This is a genomic window from Streptomyces pratensis (assembly GCF_016804005.1).
GTDB lineage: Bacteria > Actinomycetota > Actinomycetes > Streptomycetales > Streptomycetaceae > Streptomyces > Streptomyces pratensis_A.
Genome location: NZ_CP051486.1, coordinates 984,446 through 998,028 on the forward strand (window position 1 = coordinate 984,446; position 13,583 = coordinate 998,028).

Annotated in this window: 4 protein-coding genes; 2 read left to right on the plus strand and 2 right to left on the minus strand. The window is 69.5% G+C overall.

Annotated elements, in window-relative coordinates; all coding sequences use genetic code 11:
• Positions 1 to 65 precede the first annotated feature (65 nt).
• Complete coding sequence (locus HED23_RS04415) at positions 66 to 2,027, minus strand: tachylectin-related carbohydrate-binding protein (RefSeq protein WP_203182106.1); 1,962 nt, start codon at positions 2,025 to 2,027, stop codon at positions 66 to 68.
• A gap of 201 nt (positions 2,028 to 2,228) precedes the next feature.
• Between HED23_RS04415 and HED23_RS04420 the strand changes: the two genes are divergently transcribed.
• Both HED23_RS04420 and HED23_RS04425 read left to right on the plus strand, forming a co-directional pair.
• Positions 2,229 to 11,858 carry a LamG-like jellyroll fold domain-containing protein gene (locus HED23_RS04420; protein WP_203182107.1) on the plus strand — a complete coding sequence of 3,210 codons (9,630 nt, stop codon included), beginning with the start codon at positions 2,229 to 2,231 and terminating at the stop codon, positions 11,856 to 11,858.
• A 4-nt stretch (positions 11,859 to 11,862) separates the two neighbouring features.
• Positions 11,863 to 12,315, plus strand: a complete 453-nt coding sequence (locus HED23_RS04425) for an SUKH-3 domain-containing protein (RefSeq protein WP_203182108.1) — start codon at positions 11,863 to 11,865, stop codon at positions 12,313 to 12,315.
• Positions 12,316 to 12,414: 99 nt separating this feature from the next.
• Here the strand turns inward: HED23_RS04425 and HED23_RS04430 are convergent, their stop codons facing one another.
• Positions 12,415 to 13,566, minus strand: coding sequence for an acyltransferase family protein (locus HED23_RS04430; protein ID WP_203182109.1), 1,152 nt, complete (start codon positions 13,564 to 13,566; stop codon positions 12,415 to 12,417).
• Positions 13,567 to 13,583: the final 17 nt, after the last annotated feature.

Below are 13,583 nucleotides of genomic sequence, written 5' to 3' on the forward strand. Positions count from 1 at the left end.
CAGCCGCTCCGGCGGGGTAGGGAGCGGCTGCGGCGGGTCGGATTCTCGTGGCCGGTGGCGCGGTGTCAGCCGGCCGACGGCGCCGGCTGTGCGGTTCCCGTGAAACGGGGCGACCGGTCGGTGGTGCGGGCGGACAGGGCGCTGAAACCGGTGTTCAGCTCGTAGATCCAGGTGGCGTTCGAGGCGGAGCGGATGGTGAAGCCCCAGCGCGGGCCGTTGGCGTTGGTGTAGACGAACGCGGTGGGATCGGCTGCCGCGCCGTCGGCCACCCGGTCCCAGTTGCGCCAGACTCCGCTGCCCTGCGTGGTCTCACCCGTGTTGTGGACGCCGCCTTCGGCGTCGCGGACCAGGACCTCGGTGAGGCCGGTCGCCGGGGAGATCACGGCGGTCGGCGACCCCTCGGCCACCACGCCCGCGACGGTGCTCCACGCACTGTAGGCAGCGCCCTCGGTCTCCTGCGTGGCGGTGACGACGTTGCCCTGGCCGTCGTTGGCGAAGACGCGGTAGCGGTAGCCCGGGTAGACGACGACAGCCGGTGTGCCGGTGACGGTCCGAGTGCCGAGGCCGGTCCACGACGTGAGGGTTCCGGCCTCGTCGAACCGGGCGGTGACCAGGGACCCGGTCGAGTTCCGCCCGAAGAGCTGGATACCGTCGCGTGCCGGGACGGCGGTCAGCGGGCCGGAGAGCCCGAGGCCGTTCAGTGGCATCCAGCCCATGAACGAGACGTTGGGGCGCTGCTGGATCCGGTACCAGGGCCTTCCGTCGACGTCGACGGAGAACTGCACCAGCCGGCCGGTGGCCGTCCTCGCGGTCACGGGGTGCTGGGCCATGGCGCCGCCGAGGGAGAGCCAGGGCTCCCAGTCCGCGGAGGTCTTCGCCTTCTGGCCGAGCTGCCAGACGTCACCCGAGATGTTGTGCCCGGTGACGACCACCCGGCCGTCCTGGTGCTCCGCGAGGGAGGGGCGCCCTGAGAACGCCTCAAGTCCCGAAACCGTCTCCCACCGGGCCGAGTTGATGTCCGAGGGGTCGGAGATCCTGCCGTGCACCAGGTGGCCGAGGTTGTCCGAGTAGGCGATCTCGAGCGATCCGGAGGAGGACTGTATGACGGCCGCCGGGCTGTACTCCTCCCGCCCGGCAGGCACCGCCGGCGGGGTGTGGGTGTTGACGATCCGGCACGCGTCGGGGGCACCCGCGACGCTGGTGTAGGCGGCCCAGCCCGAGGCGCCGACGGTCTTCTTGTAGACGGGGAAGTCCCGGATGTTCTCGTCGAAACGGTAGTAGTGCGCGGCTCCCGCCGCGGTGATGCCCATGAGCGTGTCCCCGCCCGCCGAGGTGATCCCCTTGGTGTACACGTTCCAGTCGGCCAGGCTCTCGACGACGTGCCGCTCCAGCCAGCGCTGGCTCGTGAAGTCGTAGCGTGAGCGGTACAGGCGGCCGTCCGTCGCCGAACGTCCGTACACCACACCGTTGTCGGCCGCGACGATCAGGTTGTACCGCTCCCACCCCTGGTCGAGGATCTTGCCGCTGTCCGGGGACCAGGTCTCGGCCGCCAGGTCGTACGAGAAGGTCCGCAGCGCGCCGTCGTTGTCCAGTACCCAGATCCGGTCGTCCCGGTCGATGGTGACCTGGTTGCGGTCCTCCGCCTTGGCCAGCCAGCCGAAGTTGTCGCTGATCTTCTTGTGGTGGATGTCCCAGGTGCCCGAGGAGCGGTGGCTCAGGTAGAGCCCGTCGGACTTGATCCCGTAGAAGCGGGCCGACTTGCCGGCCAGCATCCGGCCGTACACGTTCCAGCCCGTGTCGATGCTGCCGGCGGCCGGGAGGGTCCCGCCGGTGAGCGGGGTGGGCATGTCGGCACGCAGCAGTTTGCCCGCCGAGTCCACCGCGTAGGTGGGTCCGGTCGTGGTGCAGGTGGCGGCCTCGGCCGCGTGCGCGGTGCCGGGCAGGGCGACGAGCAGGGGGATCGATGCGGCTACGGCGGTAACCGCCGCGATCCACCGTGGAGCGGGACGGGACGTGTCTGAGGTCATGCTGCCGGACGTTAGGCGGCCGTGGGTGAACGGTGCGGTAGCGAACGGATGAACAAGGGACGCGGCTACATGGCAGGTACATGAACAATATGTGCCCGCCTCGACACATGAGGATCAGTGGTCCCAGCATCAACAGGTCCGTGGCACCGCAGGCTTGGGGGATCCGTGCCGTCGTACCGAAGAATCGCGCGCCGATTCCTGATGCCCCGTCTGGTGCGCGGGCGTTGGGGCAGGAGCATCGCCCTGGCCCTGCTCGTGACGTTCGCGGTCGGCGCCGTGGCCGTGGCGGGAGCGGGCTTCCCCCTCTTCCCGGAGCCGCTCGCCGCAGCCGAGGGGCCGGGGCAGCGCTGGGGCAGCGCGGAAGGGCGCGGCCACACGGCCGACGGGGGTGCCAACACCGGGGCGCCGCGCTCGCTGCGCGCCAAGTATCCGGTCACCCCGCCGCCGGCGGCACGGCCCTCCGTCCGTCCCAACGCCGTGAAGGTCGCCACGGCACCCGCACCGAGCGTGGAAGGCTTCGATCCGGACACCAGCAAGGAGGTCGTGGCCGAACGCGACGCGCGCAGTCGCACGTACGCGAACGAGGACGGCACCCTCACCAGCGAGGTGTCCACCGCGGCGATCAACTACAAGCGGGCGGACGGAACGTGGCAGCCCATCCGGTCCGCGCTCGCCGAGCAGGACGGCGGCTGGTCCAACACGGCCGACGCCGTGGGCCTCGACCTCGCGGACAGCGCCGACGACGAGCATCTCGTCACCCTCACCCTCGCCTCCGGCGAGCGCTTCGGCTACGCGCTCGACGGCGCCGCGGCGGCCCCGGGGAAGGCGGAGGGCAGCCGGGTCTCCTACGAGCGGGTCCTGCCGGACACCGACCTGTGGCTCGACTCGCAGGCGGGTGGCGTCAAGGAAACGATTCTTCTGCGGTCGGCCGACGCTCCCACGCAGTTCGACTTCCCTCTCACCCTTCAGGGCCTGACGGCCCGCACGGACGGCAGCTCGGTCGTCCTGTCGGGCGCCGACGGCCGTACGAAAGCCGTGCTCCCCGCCGGTTTCATGGAGGACGCCCGCGGCGCCGTCTCCCGGGCCGTGCGGTACGAGCTGCGGGAGCTGGACGGCCGGCAGACGCTCCGGGTCAGCGCGGACCCCGCCTGGCTCGCCGAACCCGGCCGTGCCTACCCGGTCCGGCTCGACCCGTCCGTCGACGCCACCTCCGCCTCGACCTCGATGTACGTCCGGAACGGCGGCCCGTCCGTCGTCGGACGGGACGAGCTCCAGGTCGGCAGGAGCACGACCGGTGCGACGTACTCCTTCCTCGGCTTCCCCGGGCTCGACGAGGAGCTGAGCCACCACCGCATCTTCGGCGCCCAGCTCCAGGTCGTGAACTACGACTCGGGGTCCTGCAAACCGCGCGCGGTCTCCGTCCACCCGGTCACCGGCTCCTGGGCAGAGGGCACCGGCACGGCCTACCCGGGACCTTCGGTGGCCGGCGCGCTCACCTCCAAGTCCTTCGCCTACGGGCACGTCGCCTTCGGGGCGTCCAGCTCGGCATGCCCCGCCGCAGGCGAACTCCTCGACCTCGGCAAGGGCGGCCGTGACCTGGTCCAGCGCTGGGTCGACGGCACGCAGCCGAACTACGGCCTCTCCCTGCGCGCATCCCCCTCCGACGCCCTGGCGTTCAAGAGGTTCACCGGCCACACCACCGCGAACCCGCCGAAGCTCTTCGTCACGCACTCCCCGTACAGCGCCACCTACTCCTTCCCCAGCCCCGTCCCCGACCCGCCGGTCCTCCAGAACCAGGCCGGCAAGGTCAAGGTCAAGGTCACGAACAAGGGGTCGGAGACCTGGACGCCGAGCACCTACTACCTCGCCTACCGGGCGTACGACGCCAAGGGCCACCTGGTCACCCAGCAGCGCACCGCCAACCTGAGCGGCAACGTGGCCCGCGGGTCCTCGGCCACGGTGGAGGCGACGATCAAGGCCCTGCCACCGGGCGCCTACCTGCTGGACTTCACCATGGTCCGCACCGGCGGCAAGGTCTTCACGGACGAACAGGTGCCGCCCGGGAGACTGACCCTCCAGGTCTTCGACATCGCCCCCGTCGTCAAGGAGCAGTTCCCGCCCAACGGATACCAGGCGCAGACCCTGACCCCGCAGCTGTGGGCGAGCGGTGTCGACATCGACGCGCCGGCCGGATCGTCGCTCCAGTACAAGTACGAGATCTGCGAGGCGGACAAGGACGGCAAGCCCGTCGCGTGCACGACCTCCGCCTACCAGACGGCCTCGGCCTACCCCGTACCCGCGGGCCGGCTGAAGTGGGGCACGACCTATCTGTGGCGGGGCTTCGTCAAGGACGCCTCCAACGAGGTGCCCACCGCCCAGGTCGCGCTGGTCGCGGCGGTCCCGCAGCCGGAGATCACCTCGCGGCTGTCCCAGGCGCAGGGCCAGGAGTTCGATCCGAACGTCGGCAACTTCACCTCCTCCGCCGTCGACGCCTCGATCAGCGCCGTCGGCCCCGACCTCACGCTCGTCCGTACGTACAACAGCCTCGACCCCCGGCGTGACCTCGCCTTCGGCGCGGGCTGGACGACCCGCTACGACATGCGGATCACCCCCGACAACGACGGCAGCGGCAACGTCGTGCTGCGCTACCCCGACGGTCAGGACGTCCGCTTCGGGAGGAACCCCGACGGGAGCTTCGCCTCGCCGCCGGGCCGGTACGCCAAGCTGACGTACGACGCCACCGCCAACACCTACGCCTTCCAGGACAAGTCGGGGACCACCTACGACTTCTCCACCGGCGGCCTGCTCATCCGGGTGACGGACGCGTCCTCCAACGTCGTCAACTACACATGGTCGGCAGGCAAGCTGCAGAGTGCCCGCCACGCCCGCAGCGGCCGGACCATGACCTTCACCTGGACCGGTTCGCACGTCACCCGGGTCTCCACCACCCCGGTCGGCGGGGTGGCCCAGGCCTGGACGTACGGCTACACCGGCGATGTCCTCGACAGCGTCTGCGATCCGCTCGGCGGGTGCACCCGGTACGGCTACGGGAAGGGCAGCCACTACGCCACCGGGGTGCTCGACGCCCGTCCTGAGTCCTACTGGCGCCTCGGTGAGGCCGAGGGCAGCGCGGCCGGGAGTGCCAAGGAGACGAACCTCGGCAAGGACCGGGGCACCTACAAGGACGTGACGCTCGCGCAGGGCGGCGCCGTGACCGGGGACACGTCCACGTCGGCGAAGTTCAACGGCACGAGCTCGCGCGTGGACCTGCCGGCCGGCACCCTCAAGCGAAGCAGGGACGCCGCGGTCGAAGTGTGGTTCAAGACCATCGCCTCGGGGAGCGGCGGCCCGCTGGTCGGCTACCAGGACAAGGCCCTGGGCACCGCGCCGGGAGTCGGCGTACCCGCCCTGTACGTCGGCAACGACGGGAAACTGCGCGGCCAGTTCTGGACGGGTTCGGTCTCCCCGATCACCGACATCACCAAGAACGTCAACGACGGACAGTGGCACCACGCCGTGCTCTCCATGTCCGGCTCCACCCAGTCCCTGTACCTCGACGGCAAGCTGTCCGGCACCCTCACCGGCAGACAGCCGGTACCCGGCGAGCTGACCCACAACCAGATCGGCGCGGCCCACGCCTCGACACCTGCCTCCTGGCCCGGCTGGGGCACCACCGGAGCCCGCTCCTTCAACGGCACCATCGACGAGGTGGCCGTCTACCACCATCCGCTGGGTGCGGAGGCCGCAGCCGGTCACTACCGCGAGGCGACCCGTGCGGCGGACGTGCTGACCACGACGACGCTGCCCTCCGGCCGACTGGCCTCGGAGGTGTCGTACGACGTCTCCCGCGACCGCGTCGAGGAGTACACCGACCGCAACGGCGGGACCTGGAAGATCGGCCGGCCCGCCGTCTTCGGCAACGACGAGGACCTCCGGCGCACGGTCGAGGTCCACGACCCGGCGGACTCCCCCTACTTCTACGAGTACGACGGGCTGACCGGGCAGATGCTGCGCTACGGCTCGCCTCTGGGCCTGGGCGCCCCGGAACCCCAGGAATCGCCCGGTCCGGAAGGTCCGCCGGAGCAGATCTGCACCGAGCCGGACCCCGGCGACCCGGCGTTCTGCACCAACCCGCCCGGCGACGGCGGCAGCGAACCGGACTTCATCCGGCACCCGGTCGAAGGTGTCGCGATCCAGAGCTACGAGTACGACGACAAGGGCAACCAGACCGTCGTCACCAGCGAGACCGGTGACAAGATCACCCTCGGCTACGACGACCGTGCCAACGTGATCAGCCGGACCACGTGCCGGGCCAAGGGTGACTGCCAGACCGCGTACACCACCTACCCCACCCCCTCCGGCGAGCTGGACCTGCGTGCCGACCAGCCGTCCGAGACCCGGGACGGCCGCTCGACCGGTCTCACGGACGACCGGTTCCGCACGCAGTACCGGTACGACACCCGCGGGCTCCTCACCCAGCAGATCTCCCCGGACAACGGCACCGTCAAGAACACCTACACGACGGGTGCCGAGCCCGCGGTCGGCGGCGGCAACACGCCCACCGGCCTGCCGCTGACGTCGACCGACCCGCGCAACAAGGTCACCCGCTACCGGTACTTCACCAGCGGTGACCTGGCACAGATCACCGAGCCGTCCGGCCTGGTCACCTCGTTCACGTACGACGCGCTCGGCCGCAAGCTGACCGAGACCACCGTCTCCGACTCCCGGCCCGCCGGCGAGACCGTGACCGTCGCCTACGACGCGCTCAACCGCACCGTCTCCACCACGGAACCGGCCACCACCAACGTGGTCACCCTCGGGAAGCACCAGCAGCGCACGACCACCACCTACGACGCCGACGGCAACGTCACCGGCACCGAGGTCAGTGACGTGCTCGGCGGTGACGAGCCGCGCTCCATGACGTTCGAGAACGACGAGCACGGGCGCCCGGTGACGGTGACCGACGCCGAGGGCAGCGAGACGGCCTACACCTACGACGCGCTCGGCAACCGCGAGTCGATGGTCGACGCCAACGGCAACCACTTCGACTACGTCTACACGGCCCGCAGCTCGATGGCCGAGACCCGGCTGCGCGACTGGGAGGACGACGGCGGGGACGACGACTACACGGTCCTGCAGTCGTACGCCTACGACATGGCCGGCCGTGTCGCACGGCACACCGACGGCATGGGCCGCACCATCGCCTACGAGTACTACGGCGACGACCTGGTCAAGTCGGTCACGCTGGAGGACTTCCACGACCCCGACGGCAGCACGCGGGACATCGTCGTGTCGGCCAACACCTACGACGGCGCGGGCAACCTCCTCGTGGAGAAGGGGAACAACGGCAAGCTCGTCACCGCGTACACCTACGACGCGGTCGGCCGCACCACGTCGGAGGTCACCGACCCTGACGGCCTGGCCCGCCGCACCACGTACACCTACGACCTCGCCGGAAACGTGCAGACCGTCGCCAACGGCGGCGCCCCCTCCAACGTGCCGTGGCCGGTCAACGCCACGCCGGAGACCGTCCGCTACACCTACGACGACGCCGGGAACGCCGAGACGGAGACCGTCCAGGGCATCACCGAGAGCCGCACCACCGTCTACGACTACGACCAGCGCGGCCTGGTGCAGTCCGTGACCGACCCGGGCGGAAACCGGACCGACTACGCCTACGACGAGATCGGCCGGCCGCTGTCCACCACCGCGCCGGAGGTGCGGACGGAGTCCGCCGGCTCGACCGCGACCGCGTCCCGCCCGACCACCTACACCGGTTACGACACCTTCGGGGCGGTGACCGAGTCCGTCGACGCGCTCGGCAACATCAACCGCACCACCTACGACCGGCTGGGCCGGACGCTCAGCGCCACGGCTCCGGAGTACCGGGCACCGGACGCCACGCAGGCCGTCACTCCCCGTGTCAGCTACGCCTACGACGCCCTGGGCAACACTGTGGAGTCCACCGACCCGCGCGGCGGTGTCACCAGCTACACCTATGACCGGCAGAACCGGCTCACCACGAAGAAGGTGCCCGTCGGCCAGGACGACGAGCGCGGCGAGTGGTCGTACACCTACACCCGCACCGGTCAGCTCCTGTCGGTCACCGACCCGACCGGCGCACGGGCGGAGACCACCTACGACGACCTGGACCGGCCTGTCACGAGCACGGCGATCGAACGCAAGCCCCGACCAGGCGCGTTCACGACCCGCAACACCTACGACGACGCGGGCAACGTCGTCCGGCAGACCCTGCCCGGCGGCGGTACCAGCGCCTTCGTGTACGACTCGCTCGGGCAGCTGACCCGGGCGACGGACCCGAGCAAGGTGGTCACCCAGCTCGGCTACGACATGAGCGGACGCGAGGTCCGCACGACGGACGGCCAGGGCCGCACCTCGGCCAAGATGTACGACACCCTCGGCCGGCTCGTCGAGGACTCCGACCTCGACGCCGCCAACAGCCCGATCCGCGAGGTCACCTACGGGTACGACACCAGCGGAAACCTGACCTCGGCGACCGACCCGCTCGGCGGCGTCACCAGCTACGAGTACGACGCGCTGGGCCGGCTCACGAGTCAGCGCGAACCGGTGGCGGACGACAAGTCGATCACCACGTCCTTCGGTTACGACGCGCTCGGCAACCGCACCCGCTACACCGACGGGCGCGGCAACACGACGCTGTACACACTCAACACGCTCGGGCGGACCGAGTCGGTGATCGAGCCGGCCACCGAGCGGGACCCCGGCCTCGCGGACCGTACCTGGACCACCTCCTACGACGTGGAGGGCCGGCCTGTGAAGGTCGCGGCCCCGGGCGGAGTCGTCCGGGAGCGCGCCTACGACCGGGCCGGGCTGCTCGTGGGGGAGACCGGCAGCGGCGCCGAGTCCGAGACCGCGGCCAAGACGTTCCGCTACGACGCGGCCGGCCGCCTCACGCGGGCGTCCGCGCCGGGGGGCGACAACACGTACACGTACGACGACCGCGGCGCGCTGCTCGAGGCGGCGGGCCCCTCGGGTGACGCCAGCTACGCGTACAACAGCGACGGCCTGCTCATCTCCCGTACGGACGCGGCCGGTACGGCGAGCTTCGGCTGGACCAGCCAGCAGCTGACCTCCGCCTCCGACCCGCTCACCGGCGCCACCCAGAACTACGCGTACGACAGTTCCGGGGCGGTCGAACGGATCGACTACGGGGCGGGCCAGTCACGCGAGTTCACCTACGACGAGCTGGGCCGGCTGGACACCGACACGGTGTCCACGTCCACCGGCGCCCCCATCGCCTCGACCGACTACGGATACGACTCCGACGACCACCTGACCAGCAAGAAGACCGCCGGAACGGCCGACGCGGGTGAGAACACCTACGGCTACGACGACGCAGGCCGGCTGACCTCCTGGACCTCCGGGGAGACCACCACCGAATACGGCTGGGACGACAGTGGGAACCGGACGGAGAACGGCGGGAAGGCCGCGACCTTCGACGAGCGGAACCGGCTGCTGTCCGACGGGGACTACACCTACGACCACACCGCGCGCGGCACCCTCGCCTCCCGTACCAGTTCCGGGATGACCGAGGAATTCGCCTTCGACGCCTTCGACCGGATGACGACGGCCGGTGAGTCGGGAACCGAGTACACCTACGACTCGCTGGACCGCGTCGCCTCCCGAAACGGAGCTGACTTCAGCTACGCCGGGCTCGCGCCGGACCCGGTCAAGGACAACAACTCCACGTACGGAAGGGGTGCTTCGGACGAGATCCTCTCCGTCCTGGAGGGCACCGGTGACGCGCAGCTCACCGTCACCGACAAGCACGGCGACGTCGTCGGAGACATGTCCGCCACCGACGGCACGGCCACCGGCCTGACGGCGTCCACGGCCTACGACCCCTTCGGCGGGACGACCGGTGACACCACCGGCAACGCGGGCTACCAGGGCGACTGGACCGACCCCGACACCGACCAGGTCAACATGGGAGCCCGCTGGTACGACCCGGGCACCGGGGCGTTCGACTCCCGCGACTCCTACACCTACGCCTCCGGCAGCTCGATCCTGGCGAACCGGTACACCTACGGTGCCGGGTCACCCATGGACTACACCGATCCCGACGGTCACTGGCCCAGCTGCGGGTTCTGTTCCAGCGTGATCAAGAAGATCAAGAAGAACAAGTACGTGAAGCAGGCGTACAAGACCGCGAAGAGGGTCAAGGACGCGGTCGTCTACGCCGTCCGCAACCCCCGGGCCGCGCTGAGCAAGGCACTCGACTTCGCGGGGAGGGCCGTCAACTACCTCTACAGGAAGTCCGGCCTCAAGACGATCGTCGACTACGGGAAGAAGATCTACCGGTCCGCGGAGAAACAGGCTCGCGAATGGGCGAGAGAGAAGATCGTGCAGGCCAGACAGGCCTATCACGCGGCGAGAGCGGCGGTCAGCAAGAAGGCCAGAGCCTTCGCCGCCCAGGTGGCGAAGCACAACCCGATACCGGCCATCAAAGCCGCCATGAAACCGCTGATCACCATCGGCGTCGCAATCGTCACGGCTGATCCCAACCTCCCGGCGATGCTGGTCAACGCCGCGGCCGACGTGATCCAGGACGTCGCGAAGGCGACCGAGGCGCTCCGTGACGCGGTGGCCCAGCAGGTCGGGGCGGTCGTCGAGACGGTCCGTGACGCCGCCGACTGGGGTGCGGTGTGGGACGGCGTCAAGGACGTCGGCAACTTCGTGGGCGAGGTCACCGGCTTCAACGACATCAAGGCCTGCGTCACCACGGGTGACATGGAGGCGTGTGCCTGGGCCGCGGCCACCGTCGGCGGACTGGTCCTCGGAGGCGCGGGCGCGGGCCTGGTCCGGGCGGCGAAGGCCGGCCGGATGATGTCGAAGGCCGCGAAGTACGCGGACGACATCGCGAAGGCCGCCGACAAGGTCGAGACGACGGTGGACCGCGTCGAGACGGCGGTCTCGTGCACGAGCATGGCCGCGGACGCCGTCGGCAACAGCTTCGTCGCCGGCACCGAGGTGGTGATGGCCGACGGCTCCCGCAAACCGATCGAGGAGGTCGAGGCGGGGGACGAGGTCCAGGCCACCGACCCGACGACGGGCAAGACCTCCGACGAGGAGGTCACGGCCACGATCAGGGGCGAGGGCCTCAAGCACCTGGTCCACCTCACGGTCGACACCGACGGCGCCAGGGGCGACGCGACCGAGGTCCTCACCGCCACCGCCGGCCACCCGTTCTGGGTGCCCTCGCTCAGGGAGTGGGCCACCGCAGGCGAACTCGAACCGGGCCAGTGGCTCAGGACGGGCGGCGGCACGTGGGTCCAGGTCACGAAGGTCGCGGATTCCACGCGCACGGAGCGGGTCTACAACCTCTCGGTGGACAGCGTCCATACGTACTATGTGGCGGCGGGCGCGACGCCGGTTCTTGTTCACAACTGTGATGTGACCGCTGGGGCTCGCGGCGCGGCCGATATCGCATCGCTGGTCCGACCGTCCAAGGCGCGACCGGCTGTTGCAGAGGCGCTCCGACTGCCGAGCGGCCGGGTCTACTCAAGCCCGAGCGTCAGGGGAACTCCTCCAAAATTGCACCCGGTTGTCCAGGAAATTCTGGACGCCATCCCTGCCTCGGAACGTGGGGTCGGCCACGGCAGTTGCGGGTTGGCCGTGTGCGTCTCTCGAGCGCTTGAGGATGGAAACAACCCGACGGGATCTTCGGCGGCCGGAGTGATCGTGCGCGGGTCGAAAGATAATCCGATGCACGGCTATCCTGTTGGCCCTTGCAATAGTTGTGTGGCGCTGGAAGATGCCTTCGACCTTAACTTTGTGACCGCGGGGTGACTGGATGGAAACCTTTCCTGATGAAGTGGGCCGCGTTCTACGAGAGGCCGGCTGGACACCTGGCAGACAGGTCGACGCGGAGCCGTGGCTGGAATCCTTCGAAGCCGAGGGGCTCCAGCGGCACCCGGTGGCCAGCGCTTTCCTGACTGAGTTCGGAGGGCTTGCTGTGGACGTTTCTGGACCAGGAATCAGTCGTGCACGTGAGCCGTTCGAGCTCGACCCCATGCTTTGCCTGGGTGAAGGAGACAGGTTCCTGGAATGGGGCGAGGAGATCGATAAGTCGATCTTCCCCGTCGGCGTGCATGATGAGGGCCGTTCGTTCCTTGGAATTGATCAGCATGGCGAGCTGTATCTCGTCGAGGCCTGGGTGGCCTCCTTCGGTCGCATGCCGGAGGCGATGAGCAATCTCATCCTGGGCGTTCAACCATCAACTGTTGATGCTGGAGAGAATCAGTAACCAGGCGCGGCCCCGTTGTCGTGAACGTCAGATGCCCCGCCCAAAAATTCGGGCGGGGCATCTGCGAGAGATAAGGGGGAAGGCGGTATTAGGGCCCCCTCAGCCCAACCGATCCCGCAGCGGAACCCTCGCCGCCTGCGCCGCCATCGCCCGCTTGAGCCGGGGCCCGATCGGCTTCTCGACCAGGCGGTGCAGCAGGTGGGCCAGGATGAGCATGCAGCCCACCGAGGCGACCAGCGTCACCTGCGGAGGCAGGTGCAGCGCTCGGTTCATGATGCGGATCGCGAACCAGCCCAGATGCTCGTGCAGCAGGTAGAACGGGTAGGTGAGCGCGCCGGCGATCGTCAGCCAGCGCCAGTTCGCCCAGCCGAGCCAGCCCAGGGCCACCGCGGCCACCGCGACGAACGCCAGCGTGACGATCGCCTGGATGACGTAGGGGGAACGCGAGAAGTCGCCCTCCATCCCCGGGTGCCAGAGGGCGGTGACCGAGTACCGCTGGCCGAGGAGCCAGCTCGTGACCACGATGCCCCACAGCAGCAGGTCGCTGCCGTAGCGGTGGATCAGGTACAGGGCCAGGCCGCCGATGAAGTACGGGGCGTGGTCCCGCATCACCAGTACGTCGGTGAGCGGACTCTGGGCTGCCCGGGCGAACACGGACGCCAGGATCCAGCCGACGCAGAAGATGACCACCCGGCGGTACGTCACGCCCCGCCACACCACGAAGACGGCGAACAACAGGTAGAACCGCATCTCCACCCAGAGGGTCCAGCACACCCCGAGTACCCGGTCCACCCCCATCGGCTGCTGAAGCATCGTGAAGTTGACGAGCAGTTCGTTCAGAGGCAGCGGCCGGACCACCACCGGCAGCAGCACCGCGGCAGCGGTGATGATGACGATCGCCGCCCAGTAGGCGGGGTACAGGCGGGCGACCCGGGAGCGGAAGAAGTCCCCCGGGCTCCTTCCCCAGCTGCTCATGCAGATCACGAAGCCGCTGATGATGAAGAACAGTTGCACCCCCAGGCTGCCGTACGTCGCGAACGACGACAGCGTGGGGAACTTCAGGCCCGGCGACTGCCCCCAGGCCTCGGCGACCGGACCGTTCTTGCCCGCGTAGTGATACAGGCAGACCATCAGGGCAGCCAGGATGCGCAGTCCGTCCAGGGCGCGCAGACGGCCCCCGCCCCTGCGTGCGGGGCGGGGGTCCGGAAGGTGATCCGCAGCCTGGGCAGGCAGCGGTGGCGCGATCGTCACTTCGGTGGTCCTTCCAC

What these genes read in the sequence shown, in the direction of transcription:
- HED23_RS04415 (WP_203182106.1), bottom strand. Translation starts at nt 2,027, where the DNA reads ATGACCTCAGACACGTCCCGTCCCGCTCCACGGTGGATCGCGGCGGTT.
- HED23_RS04420 (WP_203182107.1), top strand. Translation starts at nt 2,229, where the DNA reads ATGCCCCGTCTGGTGCGCGGGCGTTGGGGCAGGAGCATCGCCCTGGCC.
- HED23_RS04425 (WP_203182108.1), top strand. Translation starts at nt 11,863, where the DNA reads ATGGAAACCTTTCCTGATGAAGTGGGCCGCGTTCTACGAGAGGCCGGC.